This window comes from Bartonella sp. AP331QHHD (assembly GCF_042195905.1).
Taxonomy (GTDB): Bacteria; Pseudomonadota; Alphaproteobacteria; order Rhizobiales; family Rhizobiaceae; genus Bartonella.
Map to the genome: position 1 here is coordinate 1 of NZ_JBHIPG010000046.1, position 21,214 is coordinate 21,214.

The window sequence follows — 21,214 nt, forward strand, 5'->3', positions numbered from 1 at the left end:
TTTTTTTTAAATAAAATAACCCAAACTTTACCAATAAAATATTGAACAAAAAATCCTATTTCAAAACATTATTGGAAAAATAAGAAGCGTATAAAACTTTCATGCCTGATAGCGGCGGCTTTCAGATTATAATACCCTCCCCTCACAACGATTGTAACTTTTCTTACATATCGCAAGGATGTCATGTAAAAGGCTAAAGATAGAGTACATATTATATAATCACCATTGCATAAATATCTTACACGCTTTATGCTTTTCCATGGGAGCAAAAGGAAGATGTCAATGTCATCTAAACTGACGCGTAACCAAACATTGGTTTTAAATACTTTAAAAAATGCAAAAGGGCCTTTAAGTGCTTATGCGATTCTCAATCACTTACGCGAAGAAGGTTTTCGCGCACCTCTCCAAGTTTATCGTGCGTTAGAAAAACTCGTACAGTTAAAGTGTATTCATCGTCTTGAAAGTGTAAATGCCTTTATGGTCTGTTTACACCCTGAAAACTGTCAACATGAACTTACAACGTTTATAATTTGCGAAAACTGTGGCACAGTCAACGAAATACAAGATCAAACGATTGTATCAAGTTTAAAACAGATGGTTCAAGCGGTTGACTTCCAAGCACACAAAAGCACCCTAGAAGTACGAGGTCTTTGTAAAAAATGCGCAATAAAATAAGACATCTAACTTGACAATAAGATCTCTAACTTGCAAGTTTATATATTTAGCATTATGTAGCAGGGATCGCCTTATTGTTGGAAAAGCTTTTATCGTCCGTGCATATATCACCCTACCCTAGAGTGAGAGGCTTATTGTACTCGTTAGAACATAAATATTGAAAGTATAAAATCATGTCCGTATCTGAGACCATTTTTTCAACAAAAAATCTCGATAAAATGAAACAAAAAAAAGTAATCAAGGCCCTTCTTATCGTCTTTGCGCTTTTTGTACTTTGGTTTAGCTATAAGTGGACGACGCAATGGTGTTGTATGCTGTCCACTGAAGATGCCTAAATTGTGGCACAGTCCACGAAATACAAAATCAAATGATTGTATCAAGTTTAAAACAGATGGTTCAAGCGGTTGACTTCCAAGCACACAAAAGCGCCCTAGAAGTACGAGGTCTTTGTAAAAAATGCGCAATAAAATAAGACATCTAACTTGACAATAAGATCTCTAACTTGCAAGTTTATATATTTAGCATTATGTAGCAGGGATCGCCTTATTGTTGGAAAAGCTCTTATCGTCCGTGCATGTATCACCCTACCCTAGAGTGAGAGGCTTATTATACTCGTTAGAACATAAATATTGAAAGTATAAAATCATGTCCGTATCTGAGACCATTTTTTCAACAAAAAATCTCGATAAAACGAAACGAAAAAAAGTAATCAAGGCTCTTCTTATCGTCTTTGCGCTTTTTGTACTTTGGTTTAGCTATAAGTGGACGACGCAATGGCGTTATATGCTGTCCACTGAAGATGCCTATGTACAAGGAGATATAGCCGCTATTGCGACTAAATTAAATGGATATATTGAAAAAATTGCCATTAAAGCCAACCAAGTTGTAAAAAAGGACGATGTTTTATTTTACTTAGACAATGGTGATTATCAAATAGCCTTGGATCAAACAGAAGCGCATCTTGACACACAGAAAAAAACACTTCTACGCATTGATGCGCAAATCACAGCCGCTCGTAGTTCTTTAGATGATGCAAAAGCACAAAAAGCAGCCGCTTCAGCCATAGCAACCAATGCACAACTCACCTTAAAACGTGTAACAGAACTGAAAGCCAATCGTTATGCTCCTCAATCCAATGTTGATGATGCCAAATCCGCTTATGAACAAGCCATTGCGAATGTTAACAGAGCGGATGCAAAAATGGCTTCAGCACGTGCAAATATCCGAGTGCTAGAAGCGCAACGAAGTGAAACAGAAAGCGAAACAAAGAGTTTAGAGCTCTCGCGTAAAAAAGCACAACGTGATCTTGATTCGACCATTATACGAGCGCCATTTGATGGAGTTATAGGAAATTTAACAGCAAAAACGGGAGATTTTGTTGTAAATGGCCAACGTCTTGCGGCGTTAGTCCCCATACATGCACTTTATATTGAAGCAAACTATAAAGAAACACAGCTACAAGACATTCATACCGGACAAAAAGCTTATATTTCTGTTGATGCCTTCGAAAATGATGTTTTTACAGGAACAGTGCTTTCTATTTCGCCCGCAACAGGCGCTGTTTTTTCTCTTCTGCCTCCACAAAATGCTACCGGTAACTTTACAAAGATTGTCCAGCGCATTCCCGTACGTATTTCTATTCCAGAAGAAGTCTTAAAAACCGGACATATCCGAGCAGGAATGAGTGTTTCGGTGAAAATTGATACACGTACAAAGCCACAAGATAAAAGTCTCTTATAAAAAAGTAGAAGATCTTACTATGACATCTTCCATACCAGAGCTCATACAGTCTCAAGAACGCATAGGAATGCGCAAAATTGTAGTTTTTATAGCTATGTCTTTTGGCATGTTTATGGCAATCTTAGATATCCAAATCGTTTCCTCTTCTTTAGCTGAAATTCAAGCGGGTCTTACAGCAAGCTCTGAAGAAATTTCATGGGTTCAAACTTCCTATCTCATCGCTGAAGTCATCATGTTGCCGCTTTCTGGATTTTTAGGAAGATTGCTTTCAACACGTGTTTTCTTCACCATATCAGCGATCGGGTTTACGATTACTTCTGTTCTTTGTGCAACAGCAACATCTATTGGAGAGATGATTTTGTATCGCGCACTACAAGGTTTTATTGGTGGAGGAATTATCCCAAGCGTTTTTGTCGCCTCTTATGTTCTTTTTCCTCCTTCCAAACGCCCAATTGTTACCCCTATTGTTGGACTAGTAGCAACATTGGCCCCCACCATTGGTCCAACCGTGGGAGGCTATATTTGTCATCTCTCATCATGGCATTGGCTCTTTCTCATCAATGTACCCTGCGGGATTATCATCTCAATTCTCGCTTGGAAATTAATTGATTTTGATAAAGCTGATCCCTCTTTAATGAAGAAGTTTGATTGGTTAGGATTCATTTCTATGGCTACTTTCTTGGGAACTTTAGAGTATATTCTAGAAGAAGGAGCACGTCATGATTGGCTGAGTGATACGCTGATTCGGGATTTGTTCATTACCATGATTCTTGCTGCAGCCTTATTCTTCTGGCGTGCTTTTACAGTAAAAGAACCCATTGTAGATCTCTCTACTTTTTCTAATTTTAATTTTTCAGCTGCATCCATTTTTTCCTTTTCATTGGGAATAGGCCTTTATGGACTCACGTACCTTTATCCTGTCTATTTAAGCCAAATCCGCCACTTTGATGCTCTCATGATTGGAGAAACATTGTTTCTTTCAGGATTCGTCATGTTATTAACTGCCCCGCTTGCTGGATTTCTTTCAGCACGAATGGATGCACGTTTAATGATGGCAATAGGACTTTTTGGTTTTGCAATAGGTATTTGGATGGCGAGCTCTATCACAGATAACTGGGATTTTTGGCAGCTTTTTTGGCCGCAAGTTTTCCGTGGTGCTTCTGTAATGTTATGTATGGTTCCTATTAATAATATTGCCTTGGGAACACTCCCACCAGAACGGATGCAAAATGCTTCTGGACTCTTTAATCTCACCCGGAATCTAGGTGGGGCTGTAGGGCTTGCCATTATCAACACTCTCATAACAAAACGCACAGACTTCCATCATGAACGAATAGCCGAAACTCTTAACTACGCAAACAGACAAGCAACTGAAATGCTTTCAAAGCTTACTGTATTATTCAAAACAGAAACCTTTGATTCCTATACTCTGGCTCTTTCTCAATTGTTTGGTATGGTACGCATACAAGCAACCATTATGGCTATTAGTGATATTTTCTTTATCATAACCATCATCTTTGGTGTTTTGACATTTATGACCATATTTCTCAAAAAAATACCACCTCTCATGGATTCACCACCAAATCACTAAGCTTAATTAAAATTGAGAAATATTTTTTATCCTTATCACTTTCCTCGTTTCCTATGCACTTTATCTTGTCTCAAGAGACAGTATAAATAAACATATGATTCTAAATGATTCTTCTGATAAAAATTCTTTTAATGCGGGCTCTTTCCGCACTTAAAAACAACTTCTCGCATACAAAAATTGTTCTAGATGATCGGTAAACAAAGAGCTTATCTAAAGTGCTCCACACCATAAAGATAAAGCAGCCATTTCTATAAGATTTTTGATTTATCACCATAGGGCACAAAAGATTAAAAGATTCTTTGCCCTTCACTCTTTTGATTCTTACAAGAATATTCATAAAAGATTTATGATTCTTATGATTTTTATTCACGCACATATTTCTCTTATAATGTGTAGGATAACGTTTTTTTTGATTCTGAATGCAAAATTTTACATGAGAAAATCATTTTGTATTTGATACTCTCATGCCAATTGCAAAACGATTTACCTTTATAGCAAAAAAGTAATGATATATTTTTTTCAAAAAAGCTGCTTTTAAACATGTAATTTTATTTTTTTACACTCTTTAAAAAAAGCTGATACTTACAATTTTGATTCTACTGCTGCATATTTTTCTTTCTTAAGCCCCTTCTCTTTCAACAAGCGCTAAAATTGTATAAAATTTCTCAAAATATCTCTCTATTGAATCAATCAAAACCATTCCCTTGCACATAAAAAGCAAAGAAATAAAAACTGTTTAAGAAAAAAGTAAAACATCCAACCGTTTTGATGCAAGATTTATCAACGATATTGAAAACTGGAAAACTGTATGATGATAGCGACTTTAAAAGAACACAAGACAACTCAAAAATCCGGTTCCTTCAGTATTATAAAATAAGACACTATTTCAAAAAATGAGCTTAAAATATATTCTTACTCACTTAACTGAAATTATCAAAAATAAGAAACCAGCCCCATAAAGAAAAAGCCATATAATAAAATCGCAATACAACTCCCCAAAACTTTGTACCGCTAAATACCTTGGCACTGTCAAAACGGTATGCTCTTCTCAATGGCAGCTGCTGAAAAACGAAATAAACACTATCTTCAAGCGACTTTATGATGCTGAAAACGATTTGAAACTTCTCGTTCTCCACTAGGAACCAAAGTGCCATAACACCCAGAAAGATAATGTGGTATCAGTTCCAACGCTTGAAAGCGATGTTTTTCGTAAGGACCAGGCATTGCCAAATTTTCTGTTAAACTATTTGAAAAGCCAAAACGTTGATAAAATTCAAAATCCCCTACCAGCAAAATGGCGCCATATCCCAATTTTTTTGCTGTTTCAATTGCATGGCGGACTAAAATTGATCCTATTCCCATACCAGCACATTCAGACGCAACAGCCAAGGGGCCTAAAAGTAAAGCATGTTGTGTTTCATTTTTTTCTTTAGAAAAAGAAACATGCCAAAGACGGACACTTCCCACAAGCTCTCCAAGCACATTTTTAACCACAAAAGAGAGCCCTTGAGCAGCCAAACGACCACGACGTAAAACCTCTGATGATTTACGTTTACGTCCATACCCCATCATTGAATCAAGCAAATTTTCTCGATAAGGCTTATCGGCTTCTTGCTCCAATAAAAGTGTAAAACATGCCCCATCTTTTGTTTGAAAATTAATCATGTTCATCTCTATAACCGCCCTCTTACAGCGCCATGACGAGCATAGCAAAAAGTCTAAAAAACTATAGTTAAAAGGAAATGTCAGATCACATATGATCGTAAAGGCTCAAAACCATTAAAAGCAACCGATGCGTAAGTTGTTGTGTAAGCACCCGTTCCATGAATCAATATTTCATCTCCTATCGTTAGGGATAGAGGAAGCGGATAAGGTGTTTTTTCATAGAGAACATCTGCCGAATCGCATGTCGGTCCAGCCAAAATACAAGGCTCCATCACCTTATCATCATGAGGTGTCTCAATAGGATAACGAATGGCTTCATCCATAGTCTCAGCAAGACCATTAAATTTCCCAATATCAAGATAAACCCATCGTACATTATCGTTATCAGCTTTTTTAGATATTAGAACAACTTCTGTACGAATAACACCAGCATTGCCAACCATCGCACGTCCTGGCTCAATAATCGTCTCAGGGATACGATTACCAAAATGCTTTTTCAATGAATCAAAAACTGCTGTACCATAAGCTTGTTCTGTAGGGACATCTTTCAAATAACGCGTTGGAAAACCGCCCCCCATATTCACCAACCTTAGTGAAATGCCTTCTTGTTCCAAACGCTTAAAAACTGTAGAAGCATCCGATAAAGCACGATCCCACGCACTCAAATCAACCTGCTGAGATCCAACATGAAAAGAAACACCATAGGCTTGCAAACCCAATTGGTGTGCCCGTCTTAGAACATCAACCGCCATATCTGGAACACAACCAAATTTGCGTGACAATGGCCACTCTGCACCTTTGCCATCGGTAAGAACACGGCAAAAAACACGTACTCCTGGAGCAACACGCGCAATTTTTTCCACTTCTTCAACACAATCAACAGCATAAAGTGAAACTCCCAATGCATATGCTCGTGCAATATCACGCTCTTTTTTAATCGTATTTCCAAAAGAAATACGCTCTGACGTTGCTCCTGCTTTTAAAGCCATTTCAATTTCTGCAACAGAAGCCGCATCAAAAGAAGATCCTAAAGAACTTAGCAAACGCAAGATTTCAGGAGCTGGATTTGCCTTTATTGCGTAAAAAATACGAGACTGCGGCAGAGCTTTTTCAAAATTTAAATAGTTATCACGAACAACATCAAGGTCAACAATTAAGCATGGACCTTCAGAACGATGTGTTGCAAGAAAATCGCGAATACGTTGCGTTGCCATCTGCAATTCTCCTTGAGGGAACGCTCCCCCACTCTATGCTTAGACAGCCAAAGCTGCCAAAAGCTAAAGGACAAAAAACACACAACAACCATCCCCATTCTGATTACAAAAAACCAGAAATTAGCATTGCATGCTGCGAAAGAACAGCGCGAAACCGCGTTATTCTATTTTATCTGCCTTTTTGATTGGAGTTGAGAAAACCACTTCCGCACTGAAGGCAATGAGGTGTGCCTCTATAGTTATCCCAGCATTTAAAAGCTGGAAGACACCAGAAAGGCCCGCACCGTCGTTGCTTCAAGATGTCCTCATTCTTGCAATTGGCTGTAAGAATGACTGGAGCGGTTAGTTCCAGGTACCGTACCGGTTAATCTCACCATTTGAGAACCAGCGGACACCCACAGGCACGTGCGACTTTGGGCAAGGCATCCTATAAAACGAATTCTTTCTCATTTCAATCATTTTTTTAATTTTAAACATTTTTTAATTCTTAAAGATAAAATGATGCGAAAAAACAACACTCTCCCCCAGACAAAGCCATCCATCCGCTTTCATGAGATCACACCCTTACATTATCCGTACAACATAAATCACTGTCTTGCGTTTAAAGCCCCTCGTTTCTTTACCCTATTCTATCTCCTAATATCTGCAGCAGAAAATAACGCAAATAAATTACTCAAAACATTAATTTATAATGATAATTTATTATTGTACCCTTAAACAAAAATCCCATTATAAAATCCTCTTATTTCAACCCTCTTACAATGAATCAATTAAAATCATTCTTTTGCGTATCACAAATAAAAAACAATTGAAAAAAGGAGTACCTCTTATATATCCTCTCAAATGCAAAGATGACCAACATTGAAGACTGAGGATAGTAACGACTGAAGCACCATAATCTTTAAAGATAACGTGTCCTTCCCCCAACAAAACACCATTATCTTTCTCATTTACATCCTAAAAAACATCCCTACTTCCACATTCATTTCACAGCATCGCTTAAGCAAAATATCATGAAGAATTCCCCGTATAATATAGCTTGTATGATATAGATCAACTACATCTCACCCTCTTTATACTTATGAAATTAAAAACAAACGCTCCCATTCTATCTGCCAACTCCCAATATTGCAGAAACTCCTACATTGAAATGTTTCATAACACCTTATCTAAAATGATTTTTGTCCACACGTTGCTCCCATTTGCAACGTACAAGTGAATGAATTTTACGCGATTCGTTCTCATCTAATCTGAAAGCAACAAAGTTCACAATATTGAACTCTTTTATTCGAATGAATAATAAATTATCATTATAAATTAATGTATTATATTAAATTCTGAAATCATAAACTCCTATTATCATTTTATTTTTCCACCTAGCATCTGCTTTTTAATCACATCTTATTCATACGCTTTTCTCTTAAACTATAATCTCCCTCCTCTGCGCTGTTGGTGAACGGCTTTTCTATTTTAAAATGAAAAGTATTTGAAATACTCAATCCTATAAAGTCAAAGAAAGTAAACAATCTATAATGATTACTTATAAGTCAAATAATTTAACATAAACAAAAAGACCGAATAATATCCGGTCTTATAAAATATTTTTCTACTAATATTAAAAAACTCTTCTCTCTTAAATTTAAGAGAAAAACGCTACAATTTAAAGCCCTACACTGCGATATCCTTATGTCCCTTGATGAGAATCAATTGCACGCAACTTCAACAATTGAAATTGCCTATGGCGCTCACGAAAGCGCTCTCTATCGGCTTCACTACGCGTGTTATAACAAGCATCACAGGAAACACCTTCCTCATAATGAGGCGATAATTTGCTTTCAGCATTAAGAGGAGAACGACACGCGCGACATAATTCGCGTCCACATTCTTCAAGACCATGTTGAACAGAAACACGCTCATCAAAAACAAAACACTCACCCCACCATAAACTTTTCTCTTTTGGAATTTTTTCTAAATATTTTAGAATACCTCCTTTTAGATGGTAGACTTGCTCATAACCAAGATCACGAACATAAGCTGTTGATTTTTCACACCGAATACCACCTGTACAAAACATGGCAATTTTCTTTTTTTTCTTTAACTCAGCCTCATGTTTACGCACCCATTCAGGAAATTCGCGAAATGTTTTAATCTGCGGATCAATCGCTCCTTGAAAACTCCCTATCGCATATTCATAGTCATTCCGTGTATCGATTAAAATTGTCTCTTCATCTTGAATAAGAGCATTCCAATCTTCAGGATCGACATAAGTACCAACAACTTTTAGCGGATCAACCCCTTCAACCCCCATCGTCACAATCTCTTTTTTCAACCGCACTTTCATGCGATGAAAAGGCATTTTTGATGCCCATGAATATTTAATCTCCGGCGTTTGAAACGCTGGCTCAGCCGTAATAAAATCCACCAATGCCTCAATCGCATCACAAGAACCAGCAACTGTTCCATTAATGCCCTCTTGTGCTAAAAGCAGAGTGCCTTTGATATCCTTTGCTTGACATAAATCCTGCAAAGGTTTTTGTAATTGATGATAATGCTTCAAATCTGCAAAGCAATAAAGTGCAGCAACTTTAAAATTCTTTTCCATGTGTTTTGCCATAACGCGCGTTTCATTCAATTTCAAGATTTATTCATGTACTCTTTAACATATTGTGCTTAATCAAACGATACAAATAATATCATCTCCAAGAAGAAAAAATATCATGTGCCAAAAAAGAGAAAAGCTTTTATTATATCTCCAAGGACAAACTGTTATACCTGTTTTACTCATTGACAATCTACAAAGTGCTGTACCCTTAACACGCGCTCTTGTCAAAGGTGGATTAAAAACAATTGAGATCACCTTGCGAACACCAAATGCCCTCAAAGCAATTCAGAAAATTACACAAGAAGTCCCTGAAGCAATTGTTGGAGCCGGCACAATTCTCAACACAACACATTACGAAAAAGCCGAACAAGCTGGAGCCAAGTTTATTGTAAGCCCCGGATTATCCAATGAACTAATCAATTGTGCAAAAAATAGTGAAATTCCCCTTCTTCCCGGTGCAATGACCCCAAGTGAACTCATGCAAGCATTAAACAAAGGCTATTCATATCTTAAATTTTTCCCTGCTGAAGCTACTGGGGGTATTTCCTTCATCGAAGCTTTAGCATCTCCCTTCTCTGATATCCGGTTTTGCCCAACAGGCGGTATTACACAAAAAAGTGCAACACAATGGCTCCAACTGCCCAATGTCTTCTGCGTTGGAGGTTCTTGGATAGCGCCCCAAAAACTCATTGCAATAAGTGATTGGGATTCGATTACTGCATTAGCATATACCGCATCACAACTTCCCTCTCCCTCGAAAAAAGCTCTTTCTACAATATAATGTAATGTGCAAGAATATCAGCCCCTTCAACAAGACCAAAGCTTTCACACATCCTTGCGCAATCTTTTAACATCGTCATAAAACCATAAATCATCACCCGATCTTCATTAGGATGAATTTTGCGAGTTCTATTGTTTCAAAGCCGCTTGTTTCAAAAAAGCACCACTCTCCATAACAGTCGTAATACGCCCCATATGCTCAGAAAGCTCACGAGTGGTCATAGGATAAAATTTCAGCTGTTGTGCATATGCCCCACAATGAGTGGATCTTATTGCAAAAAGGAAACAAGATCTTTTGCACAATTTGACTCATTCTTTTCGCGCGTTATTTAAATAAGAACAACTTCTGAAAATTTTTCATAAATGTCAGGCTCACGAATAAAGCTTGCAAAAGAAAAAAAAACCGTACCGGTTTGAAAGAAGATAAAGCATCAACTTTCCCACTCATTACTCCACAAAAGCGCGCTCTACAACATAAGTAGCAGGAGCATTATTGGCCCCTTCAACAAGACCAAAGCTTTCACACATCCTTGCGCAATCTTTTAACATAGCCATGGAACCACAAATCATCACCCGATCCTCATCAGGATGAATCTTAGGAAGGCCTGTTGTTTCAAAAAAGTCCCCACTTTCCATCACAGTTGTAATACGACCCATATGCTCAGAAGCTTCACGAGTAGTCATAGGATAAAATCTCAACTGTTGTGCATACTCTCCAATGAGTGGATCTTGTTGCAAAGAGGAAACAAGATCTTTTGCATAAATTAACTCATTTTTTTCGCGCGTTGTTTGAATAAGGACAACTTCTGCAAATTTTTCATAAGTTTCAGGATCACGAATAAGGCTTGCAAAAGGAGCAATCCCCGTCCCAGTTGAAAGAAGATAAAGACGTTTTCCAGGAATAAGAGCATCAAGCACCAGCGTTCCTGTAGATTTTTTACGCATGAGAACTGTATCACCAATTTTAATTTTTTGGAGATGCTCGGTTAAAGGTCCCCCTGGAACTTTTATCGAAAAAAACTCAAGCTGTTCATCCCAAAAGGGACTTGCAATCGAATAAGCGCGATAAATCGGCTTTTCTGCATTTGGCAAACCGATCATAACAAACTCACCCGAACGAAAACGAAAACTTTCCGGACGATTCAGACGGAATTTAAATAACCGATCTGTATAGTGACAAACCTCTTGGACAGTAAGGGCGAACACATTCTCAGGAATCGGAAAATTTGCAACGCTGCTGATGCTTGACGGAACATTGGTAGCAGACGTATTCATACTCTTCCCCATATCTTTATTGAACGTTAAATTTCGAATCCTTGACGTGATATAGTACTTGCACAACCATCTGCCAACAATTTTCTCAACACAAAAGCCTCAAGGTTAACACTTTTATGTCAAAATTAAATAAATGAGTCTAGCGCGCTCTATAAGCGATAAAATTGATTTCACTTAAAACCAATCAAAGACTAGAAAGTAAATATTGGATACCCAATCCATCTTGAAAACAAATAATATCCAAATCAACGAGTTTTCTAAATCAACAGTTTTAATGTATCAAAAAGTGTTTACACACTGTTTTCCATTCAATAAAAATAATTTTAAGTGCATGAGACGACATCCAAAATTGCACAGATGAGTGATCTTCCCCCTCATGGTAGAAAACTTGTAATACATTGACTTAACGTGGTTAATTTAATCATTTTACCTTCTCTAAATAAGAAGCCAATGCAATATTTAATCACAACAATCACACCAGCAATAATAGTCTAACATTGCACTCTTCAAAATGATACAATACAATAAACTATGTTTATTTTTTTATATGCCTAAACGAGGGAAAATAAGTAAAAAAGTCTATGTTTTACAAATCATTAGAAGATACCATGTTGATAACAACACAAATAAAACTAAACTATCTCTTATATCTAGAGTACCATTTTACATAAAAAACGACTTTAATGGCAGCATAGGCTTCTTAATGATTTTGACCATGGCAAATAGTGTCTTTCCCCTATATCGTAAAGAACCTCAATGAAACAACCAAAAAAACTCCGTATTTCACGAACACAGATAAGCTTTTAAAATGAACAAATCCGTTAATGATGAAATAGATACATCACTCTATACAGCTGTAGCAACCATCGATGTCAGTGCCATTGTTGCCAATTATATTACTTTAGCCAAACGTGTAGCTCCAACACAATGTTCAGCAGTTGTAAAAGCAAATGCCTATGGATTAGGAGCTCACAAAATTGCTCCTGCCCTTTATCAAGCTGGTTGTCGCACTTTTTTTGTCGCCCAAATCAGAGAAGCACTCCAATTAAAAAGCATTTTACCATCAAATGTCACAATTGCCATTCTGAATGGACTTCCACACTTAGCAGAAGAGTTTGTCGCACAATCTGGTATTGTTCCTGTTCTAAACTCTTGGAATGCCATTGAAAATTGGCAAAAAATTTGTCAAAAAAAAGATAAAAAATTTCCAGCAATTGTTCAAATCGATACCCATATGAACCGATTAGGACTGGATCAAAAAGAATTACAAAAACTCATCAAACACCCTACAATTTTCGAAAAAGCAGAAATAAAATATATTCTTAGTCATCTTTCTAACGGAGAAGATGATACCCACCCATCAAATTATGCCCAATTGACTTCTTTCAAAACGATCCTTGCGCAATTGCCTGCTTGCAAAGTTTCCTTTGCCAATTCTGGAGGTATCTTTCTAGGATCAGATTTTTATTTTGATCTTGTTCGTCCAGGCATTGCACTTTACGGAGTTGATCCGCGGGGAAAACACCCATCACCTTTGAAACCTGTTTTAAAACTTGAAGCCCAAGTCATTCAAAGCCGCGTTGTTGATATAGGAGCACCTGTTGGTTATGCAGAAAGCTTTATAACCAACAGACCAAGCACTCTTGCAACCATTTCTATAGGCTACGCAGACGGCTGGCTCCGTACTCTTTCGAATAAAGGAACTGTTTATTTCAACGGGCACAAACTTCCCATGGTTGGGCGGGTTTCTATGGATTCCATTATTGTAGATACGACCGATCTTGAACAAAAACCTCAAACTGGTGACTGGGTAGAACTCATTGGTCCCCATCAAACACTTGAAAAAGTATCTATAGATGCCGATACCCTTCCCAATGAAATTCTAACATCTCTTGGCTCCCGCTATAAATACATTTACACATAAAAACTCTTTAAAAAAATAAATTGATAAAAATCATCATTTTAGAAAATTGAGGGGCTTTTACAAAAGATTTTACAACAATCAACCACACAGAATGGTCATAGACACCGTACATTCACAGAAATCTCAAAACAGACAAGTTGATGGACTGTTTTATGGAAGTAGCTTTCACCTAAAATACAAAAACTTAGCCTTTCCCTATCAATTGACAAAAAAGAATCTACTACAAAGTTTTTAAAATTAATTTCCCAATTAAAATCATTCGCTTGCATACCACAAGCTGAACTATGTGTAGATAAAAACGATTTAAGAAAAGAATAATGCCTCTTATGAACCATAGTGCCAAGAGCTATAACATTAGGCGCTGGCAAAGTGTATGATAGTGCCCAGCTTACTCCGTTATGAAGCGTAAAGATAGTGGGGAATCAATGGATTTACCCTTACACCATTCACGAGCGCCGTCGCGAAATGGGATTGGGAGCGAAGTGTCTCTTTAAAACAAACACGTGAATTAACAACTCAAGTATATTCTTTTTGGAGCGTTCTGTTTTACATGAGGATCATTCCCCCACTAAAGAACACAATAAATATAAAGTATGGAGCAATGTGTAATCCCCATTATTTAAAAAACATTGCTTTAAATGCTTTTGAAAGCCATAAAGCTGAATTAAGAGGAGATGACAAACTGAGGATTGATTTTCACCTTACGGCTTTACATTTTCCAAAATAAGATTGTCTTCCAGTTTCAAAGATTACGTCAACAGAAATACGCAATCCCCGCCCTCATCTGACAGACAAAAGCAGGAACTACTCATAAAGCTCTTTTTTTCTCAATCTCTGGCTCAAGACATGTTGCTGCATTAAGTTTGGATGTTGATTTACAGGCAACAGCTAAAGCACACGAGCTCTTAGGAAAACAGCGCCGTAAAGTCACAAACTGACTTGCAATGAAGTGGAAAGATGTGCCGGCTTTTATAAGACCCCTTGTAAAAAAAAACATAATACATTTGGCTTTGCGTTTGCTCATTCTGACAGGTGTTCTTACATATTTTTTCGTCATATTTACAAAAAGCAGATTAAAGAGAAATATTTAGACAATTCTTGACTCGAAAAGATGCAACAACAGAGTTTCGCGTGTCTTTATCATCAAAAACATTAAATTTGATTTTATTCTTTCTACAACCCGTCGTCGTCACCTTAGTGAGAAGTAGTATGTCACAACACATGCAACAGACGTGCCCCTATCCTCATAGGTTTTCACTCTCGTTTACATGAATTAGCTGGCTAAACCGATGCCGACTAGTCAAAAACCATGTCATACGGTAGAAAGCAAAGGAGAGCATGCCTATTGCCGACAAAACACAGCTTTTTGTCGACTTTTTCGATTTTGCTCATGTTATAAAAAACAATGCAAAATTCTAGAAAATAGACAAATAATTCCATAGTAACATGATCAACAAGTACAAAACCCACACAAAATGTGTGGGCTTTTTTCGTTCATGCAAATAAACAAATTAAATATATATTTGTTATTTAATAGGTATTTCCCAATGGTGGACACGAACAAATGAGCATTCTGTCTCCCGCAACATTATCAATACGCGATACAGGAGGCCAATATTTATTGGCTGGATCAAGAGAACTGTTGGGAAAAGCAGCTTCTTGTCGCGAATAGGGTCGTACCCAAGCATCATCTAAAGTATCAGCCACTGTATGAGGGGCATTCACCAATGGATTATTGTCTTTTGGCCAAACCCCATTCCCAACTTTTTTCGCTTCTTCAGCAATAGAGAGTAAAGCATCACAAAAACGATCAATCTCTGCTTTTGGTTCTGATTCCGTTGGCTCAATCATTAAAGTTCCCGGAACAGGGAACGACATCGTAGGCGCATGGAATCCATAATCAATGAGACGTTTTGCAATATCATCAACACTCACCCCATACTGCTCTTTCAACACGCGTGTATCCACAATACATTCGTGAGCAACACGTCCATGCTTGCCCCGATAAAGAATGGAATAAGCGGCTGAAAGACGTGCAGCAATATAATTGGCATTTAAAATGGCTATTTGTGTTGCATATTTTAAGCCATCAGCCCCCATCATTCGAATATACATCCATGTAATTGCAAGAATAGACGCACTTCCATAAGGAGCAGCCGAAACCGCATGCGTTGTCCCATCTTGTTCATGACCTGGTAAGAATGGTTTGAGATGCGCTGCAACTCCAATTGGTCCCATACCAGGACCACCACCACCATGAGGAATAGCAAATGTTTTATGAAGATTCATATGACAAACATCAGCGCCAATATCCGCAGGACGAGCAAGCCCCACAAGGGCATTGAGATTAGCACCATCAAAATAAACTTGTCCGCCATTTTCATGAATAATAGAACAAATTTCCTTAATGCTTTCCTCGTAAACACCATGGGTTGAAGGATAAGTAATCATAAGAGCAGCCAATTTATCTTTATGCAATTGCGCTTTCATCTTGAGATCGTCTACATCAACATCACCATCGCTTAAACATTTTACCACAACGACTTCCATCCCTGCCATATGAGCCGAAGCTGGATTGGTACCATGCGCAGATGCAGGAATAAGACAAACTGTACGTTGATGTTCTCCTCGTGATTGGTAATATCGTCGGATAGCCAAAAGCCCAGCATATTCACCTTGAGCACCAGAATTTGGCTGAAAAGAAACTTGCGCAAATCCTGTAATTTCACACAACCACGCATTTAACTGGTTGATCATCTCCAAATAACCCGCTGCATCCTCTTGTGAAACAAAGGGATGTATATTGGCCATGCTAGCCCAACTTACAGGCATCAATTCAGCAGCTGCATTAAGCTTCATTGTACAAGAACCAAGAGGGATCATAGCGCGATCCAGCGCCAAATCCTTATCCGCTAAACGACGCAAAAAGCGCATCATATCTGTCTCTGAATGAACCGCATGAAAAAAAGGCTGAGAAAGAAAAGCAGCATCCCGTTTTTTTCCAAAGAGTCGTGGAGAAACCTGATCAACGAGTTGTGCCCCCAAAAGCTGCGCTAAAGCACCAGCATCTTCTTCTGTTGATAATTCATCAAAATTGATTGCAATAGTGTCATCATCGAGAACACGAATAAGGCGCCCACCTATTTTGGCTTGATGCGCAATTTCTCGCGCTTTTCCCTTAACAGAAATACTCACACAATCAAAAAAGCTTTTCCCTTCAACATGAACCCCTGCTGCTTCTAAACCAGCAACAAAACGACATGTTAAATGATGAATTCGCTGCGCAATTTCTTGTAAGCCTTTTGGCCCATGCCAAACAGCATAAGCGGTTGCCATATTAGCCAACAAAGCCTGCGCTGTACAAATATTTGACGTCGCTTTATCGCGCCGAATATGTTGTTCACGTGTTTGCAAAGCTAAACGAAAACCAACGCGTCCTTTGGTATCCACGGATTGACCAACAATACGCCCTGGAATAAGACGCGTTAACGCATCACTCACGGCAAGGTAACCAGCATGTGGACCACCAAATCCCATCGGAACGCCATAACGCTGCATAGTGCCAACAACGATATCTGCCCCCCATTGAGAAGGTGGCTCCTGAAGGGTAAGCGCTAAAGGATCAGCTACAACGATAACGAAAGCTCCCTTTTCCTTTGCCTCTTTTATAATCTCACTGTAATCATGAAAAGAGCCTTTTGTATCTGGCCAAGACAAAACAATTGCCGCTGTATCAGGATCAATTTCGCCATTTTGGCTAATCTGAATCCCTTGTGTTTCAGCACGCGTTTGCGCAACACTCAAAGTCTGAGGATGTAAAAGACTCTGAAGAGAAATTTTTGTTTTTTTCTCACGGAAAAAGCGAACAGCAAGGGCATTGGCTTCAGCTAAAGCAGTTGCTTCATCAAGAAGGGAAGCAGCAGAAACAGGCAAACCTGTTAGTTCACTAACCAATGTCTGAAAATAAAATAAAAGCTCTAAACGACCTTGGCTAATTTCTGCTTGATAAGGCGTATAAGCAGTATACCAAGCAGGATTTTCAAACAGATTTCGTAAAATAACCGGAGGCACATAAGTTCCATGGTATCCTTGCCCAATAAAACTTTTGTGCACATGGTTACGCTCCATCATCTGGGAGAGTTCTTCCAAGGCTTGTCCTTCACTAGCAGCCTCTGGAAGATTCAGTGAACGTCCCAAATGGATAGAGTGTGGAACAGCTTGAGAAATAAGTGCCTCAACACAATCAAGCTCTAAAACATCAAGCATTTTTTGTGTTTCATCAGGACGCAGCCCAATATGTCGAGAAGAAAAAGAACGCTCGATCATGGTACTCATCCAATCAAAGCCTTATAAGCATCTTTATCTAACAACCCCTCCAGTTGTGTCTCATCCTGCAATGTCATTTTCCATAACCAGGCTTCTGTTTCAGGTTTCTGGTTTACCAGTTCAGGATTATCAGTCAAGGCTTCATTTATTTCGACCACTTCACCATCAAGAGGAGCATAAACATCTGAAGCCGCCTTCACTGATTCTACAACAGCCGCCGCCTCTCCTTTGGAAAGTTTTGTTCCACTTTGTGGTAAATCAACAAAAACCAAATCCCCTAATTGCTCTTGCGCATAATGCGTAACCCCAACAGTCACCACTTGCCCTTCAACGCTAAGCCATTCATGGTCATGTGTAAAATAAGTTTTAGACATAAAAAATCATCCTTTAAAATAACGTTGTTCAACAAAGGGAAGAGAATGAACTGATAATACAATCTTTTTGCCTCGCAGTTCTGTAAAGACTTGTGTCCCTTCAACTTTAAAATCAACAGGAACGTAACCCATCGCGACAGGACCATCAAAAGAAGGACCAAAACCACCTGATGTTACAATGCCAATCTCATTACCTTGATCATCAAGAAGCACCGCACCGGCACGAATAGGTTGACGCGTTTGCGGTTTTAATCCAACACGACAACGAGCCGGTCCTTTTTGCAGTGCTTTAAGAAAAGCCTTTGCACCATAAAATTGTGCTTTTTCTCGAACACTTTTAGGAACAGCCCATGTTAGAGCCGCATCAATAGGTGTCGTATCAGGGGTAATATCATTTCCATGCAAACACAGCCCCGCTTCCAACCGCAAGCTATCGCGTGCGGCAAGTCCAATCCACTCAACACGAGAATCACTCAGCAATTTTTCAGCCAACATATGCGCATGCCCTATAGGCAAAGCAATTTCAAAACCATCCTCTCCCGTATAACCAGAACGCGTTATAAACCAATCCTGTTGTGGTTCGAATCCTTGCATAAAGAACAATTCATTCCCTGGCAAATCCGCATCAGCAAGAACAGCTGCCGCTTCAGGACCTTGAAGCGCAAGCAATACCCTTTCAAGGGCAATCACTTGACATTCAAAATCAACCGCACGCTTTTCCAATTCTAAAAAATCAGCCTGTGCATTCCCAGCATTGGCGACCAACATAAAACGACCCTCTTCCAAACGGGTAATGATAAGATCATCAAGAATACCAGCCTGCTCATTAAGCAAATAATTATACCGTGAATGCCCAATCTTTAAAGCTGCTGCATCAATGGGAAAAGCATAGGACAAAAATTCCACAGCTTGTGCCCCTTCAACCGCAATCAATTTCATATGAGAAATATCAAAAAGTCCTGCATGTGCACGCGTATGAAGATGCTCTTTTAAAACGCCAAGAGGATAAGTTAAAGGCATGTTCCAACCCGCAAAAGCACCAAATTTTGCTCCTGCTTTTTCATGCAAATCATATAAAGGAAGTGTTTTTAAAAAAGATGTTTCTTGTGCTGTGCCCATAATAACTCCAAAGCTGCGCTAACGCCCACAGAATATGGCCGTCTCTGCCCCCTCTGTCATCAACCTGAGAGACTCGCGAAAAGATTTTTCGCTTACACCTTCGGCGCGGGTTCTCCCGACTTTCCAGATCTGCCTTCTTCCTTTTACGGTCCTTAAAGCCTGAGAGATTATGGGCTATTTCCCCTTCGGCGGCAATGCGAAAATTTGCAATCTGCACTCTCCCGCAAAAGAATGAAAGAAACGATAACGCTCTTTCCAGCATATTTAAACCTATAGCCTATCTTCATCACACTGTCATTAGTAAAGTGATGAAAATGTTCTCATTTTAAAACTTGCATAAGCTGCTTCAAAAGATTTATAATATTATCCTTTTGAACCTTACAAAAATTGCAAGCAACACATTTTAGGAAATTTAAGACAAAAATCAAAAGCTATAAACAAAAATACCTCTTGAAAATCATGCAAAACGTCACACACTAAAAAGATCGCAAAGCAATATTCTTTCGCGCGCAGTTCAACCTTAAAGATAGGGTTTCATATTCTTTTTGAGAATAAGGACTTCAAATATTTTATAAGTATGATTTTAATGCACAAGAAGTAGGTTTTCTGCTTTCTCAATAGTGTCATAAATAGCGACTATTTACAGACTAAAATTACCGAACAAAGGTGACAAAATACTCATGAAAGCTGGTAATATCTCTTACAATTGCGAAAATGATCTTCCAAAGCAAATTGCTCTTTTTCCTTTAGAAGGTGCACTCTTACTACCCGGTGGTTTTTTATCACTCAATATTTTTGAACCAGAATCACTTGAAATGATTGAAAATGTTATGGTAACTGATCGTCTATTGGGCATTATTCAACCACTTTCATCGGATACAGATCGCTTCTCTACACAACTTTATAAAACAGGCTGTATAGGGCGTATTACAAACTACAGTGAAACAGGAAACGGACAACTGTTCATTATCTTACAAGGTGTTTGCCGCTTCACTTTAGAACAAGAATTGAAAAACACAAAATCCTATCGAACAGCTCTCATCCAATCAAACATAAAAGACTTGCAAGAATTTGATATTGAAGAAAGCATTAACCGAGAGAACTTACTCGACGTTGTAGAAAAATATCTAACCATACATGAAATGGAATATAATTGGAGCAGCATCATAGAAGCCCCTACACCTATATTGGTTAATGCTTTTTCAGCTCTTATCCCCTTTACACCAGCAGAAAAACAAGCTCTCCTTGAAGCTCCAGATATCGAAAGCCGTGCCCAAACTCTTCTTGCATTAACAGAACGCTCGCTCATGAAACAAACAGGAACAGATTACCGCTTAAACTAATGAATGTCCAAACATGAAAAAAATGACCACAGATCCCAAAATGCTCGAATTGCTCGTCTGCCCAATGACGAAAGGTACTCTCTCTTTCAACCGAAAAACACAAGAGCTCATTTCTCTCAAAGCCAAACTTGCCTACCCTATTCGTGATGGCGTTCCCATTATGCTTGCCTCAGAAGCGCGCCCTTTGCAAAACAATGAAGAAATAACGCATAAAAAATAAAAAATCCTCATGCAATTTCCCTCTACAAGCCCACTGTTATCAAGTCTCTATCAATATGATATCTCAATATTTACGATTTCTGAAAAAAGAGATTTACAATGAAGATATTTATATCGCTTTACACCTTGTAACAAAAGCCAAAAATATCATCAGATTCTCTCATTCCAGCCTGTTCATACTGAAGCAATCAAAACCATTCGCTTGCACCACACAAGCATCTGAATAAAAATGGCTCTTATGAACTTCTTAAAAGCAAGAATTATAATAACATTTTTAACCAACTCAGGTAAATGAAATTTATTATATTAAACATAAAGATTGTTATATTTCATGGACTTTAATTTATACTATTTACGAACAACATAT

Annotated in this window: 14 protein-coding genes, 3 pseudogenes and 1 riboswitch; of the genes and pseudogenes, 9 read left to right on the forward strand and 8 right to left on the reverse strand. The window is 38.3% G+C overall.

All coding sequences use genetic code 11. The annotated features are described in order from the left end of the window. The first annotated feature begins 282 nt into the window (after positions 1-282). The 5 genes and pseudogenes from ACFIMS_RS05360 to ACFIMS_RS05380 all read left to right on the forward strand — a co-directional run bounded on the left by ACFIMS_RS05360 (position 283) and on the right by ACFIMS_RS05380 (position 4,006). Positions 283-675, forward strand: a complete 393-nt coding sequence (locus tag ACFIMS_RS05360; RefSeq protein WP_375629863.1) for a Fur family transcriptional regulator — start codon at positions 283-285, stop codon at positions 673-675. A gap of 173 nt (positions 676-848) precedes the next feature. Then, positions 849-1,007: pseudogene (locus ACFIMS_RS05365) on the forward strand (HlyD family secretion protein); the annotation flags it as partial. After that, positions 1,004-1,147 (forward strand): annotated as a pseudogene (locus tag ACFIMS_RS05370) (transcriptional repressor); the annotation flags it as partial. The pseudogenes ACFIMS_RS05365 and ACFIMS_RS05370, both read left to right, overlap by 4 nt. 173 nt (positions 1,148-1,320) lie before the next feature. Next, a complete protein-coding gene (locus ACFIMS_RS05375; RefSeq protein WP_375613633.1) occupies positions 1,321-2,415 on the forward strand; it encodes an HlyD family secretion protein in 1,095 nt (364 codons plus the stop codon). A gap of 19 nt (positions 2,416-2,434) precedes the next feature. Then, positions 2,435-4,006, forward strand: coding sequence for a DHA2 family efflux MFS transporter permease subunit (locus ACFIMS_RS05380; protein WP_375696458.1), 1,572 nt, complete (start codon positions 2,435-2,437; stop codon positions 4,004-4,006). A gap of 1,086 nt (positions 4,007-5,092) precedes the next feature. Here the strand turns inward: ACFIMS_RS05380 and ACFIMS_RS05385 are convergent. The 3 genes from ACFIMS_RS05385 to ACFIMS_RS05395 form a co-directional block, all read right to left on the reverse strand. Next, positions 5,093-5,677: a GNAT family N-acetyltransferase gene (locus ACFIMS_RS05385; RefSeq protein ID WP_273791458.1), complete on the reverse strand. Its 585-nt coding sequence runs from the start codon at positions 5,675-5,677 to the stop codon at positions 5,093-5,095. Positions 5,678-5,751: 74 nt separating this feature from the next. Then, positions 5,752-6,885 (reverse strand): type III PLP-dependent enzyme, encoded by a 1,134-nt coding sequence (locus tag ACFIMS_RS05390; protein ID WP_375613635.1) that lies wholly within the window; start codon positions 6,883-6,885, stop codon positions 5,752-5,754. Between the two features lie 1,684 nt (positions 6,886-8,569). Beyond that, the gene (locus ACFIMS_RS05395; RefSeq protein WP_375613636.1) at positions 8,570-9,487 is read right to left on the reverse strand and encodes a rhodanese-related sulfurtransferase; all 918 of its coding nucleotides are present in this window, start codon (positions 9,485-9,487) and stop codon (positions 8,570-8,572) included. 115 nt (positions 9,488-9,602) lie between these two features. On the opposite strand from ACFIMS_RS05395, the gene eda reads away from it, so the two are divergent. Further along, entirely contained in the window at positions 9,603-10,268 is a 666-nt protein-coding gene (eda, locus tag ACFIMS_RS05400; RefSeq protein ID WP_375638779.1) for a bifunctional 4-hydroxy-2-oxoglutarate aldolase/2-dehydro-3-deoxy-phosphogluconate aldolase, read from the forward strand. Here the strand turns inward: eda and ACFIMS_RS05405 are convergent. After that, positions 10,247-10,680 (reverse strand): annotated as a pseudogene (locus ACFIMS_RS05405) (ferredoxin--NADP reductase); the annotation flags it as partial. The gene eda and the pseudogene ACFIMS_RS05405 overlap by 22 nt on opposite strands. Positions 10,681-10,714: 34 nt before the next feature. Then, positions 10,715-11,542: a ferredoxin--NADP reductase gene (locus ACFIMS_RS05410; protein WP_375612296.1), complete on the reverse strand. Its 828-nt coding sequence runs from the start codon at positions 11,540-11,542 to the stop codon at positions 10,715-10,717. An 808-nt stretch (positions 11,543-12,350) separates the two neighbouring features. On the opposite strand from ACFIMS_RS05410, the gene alr reads away from it, so the two are divergent. Further along, a complete protein-coding gene (alr, locus tag ACFIMS_RS05415; protein WP_375651329.1) occupies positions 12,351-13,466 on the forward strand; it encodes an alanine racemase in 1,116 nt (371 codons plus the stop codon). A gap of 1,530 nt (positions 13,467-14,996) precedes the next feature. On the opposite strand, the gene gcvP is transcribed toward alr, so the two are convergent. The 3 genes from gcvP to gcvT are packed head-to-tail and all read right to left on the reverse strand — an operon-like array spanning position 14,997 to position 19,285. Beyond that, entirely contained in the window at positions 14,997-17,792 is a 2,796-nt protein-coding gene (gene gcvP, locus ACFIMS_RS05420) for an aminomethyl-transferring glycine dehydrogenase (RefSeq protein ID WP_375696464.1), read from the reverse strand. 5 nt (positions 17,793-17,797) lie between these two features. Next, positions 17,798-18,166, reverse strand: coding sequence for a glycine cleavage system protein GcvH (gcvH, locus tag ACFIMS_RS05425; protein ID WP_375696459.1), 369 nt, complete (start codon positions 18,164-18,166; stop codon positions 17,798-17,800). A gap of 6 nt (positions 18,167-18,172) precedes the next feature. Continuing rightward, complete coding sequence (gene gcvT, locus ACFIMS_RS05430; protein ID WP_375612293.1) at positions 18,173-19,285, reverse strand: glycine cleavage system aminomethyltransferase GcvT; 1,113 nt, start codon at positions 19,283-19,285, stop codon at positions 18,173-18,175. 136 nt (positions 19,286-19,421) lie between these two features. Continuing rightward, a riboswitch (glycine riboswitch) is annotated at positions 19,422-19,519 on the reverse strand. A gap of 446 nt (positions 19,520-19,965) precedes the next feature. On the opposite strand from gcvT, the gene ACFIMS_RS05435 reads away from it, so the two are divergent. Both ACFIMS_RS05435 and ACFIMS_RS05440 read left to right on the forward strand, forming a co-directional pair. Continuing rightward, positions 19,966-20,628: an LON peptidase substrate-binding domain-containing protein gene (locus tag ACFIMS_RS05435; RefSeq protein ID WP_375610818.1), complete on the forward strand. Its 663-nt coding sequence runs from the start codon at positions 19,966-19,968 to the stop codon at positions 20,626-20,628. 13 nt (positions 20,629-20,641) lie between these two features. After that, positions 20,642-20,848 carry a Trm112 family protein gene (locus tag ACFIMS_RS05440; RefSeq protein ID WP_273791466.1) on the forward strand — a complete coding sequence of 69 codons (207 nt, stop codon included), beginning with the start codon at positions 20,642-20,644 and terminating at the stop codon, positions 20,846-20,848. Positions 20,849-21,214 lie beyond the last annotated feature (366 nt).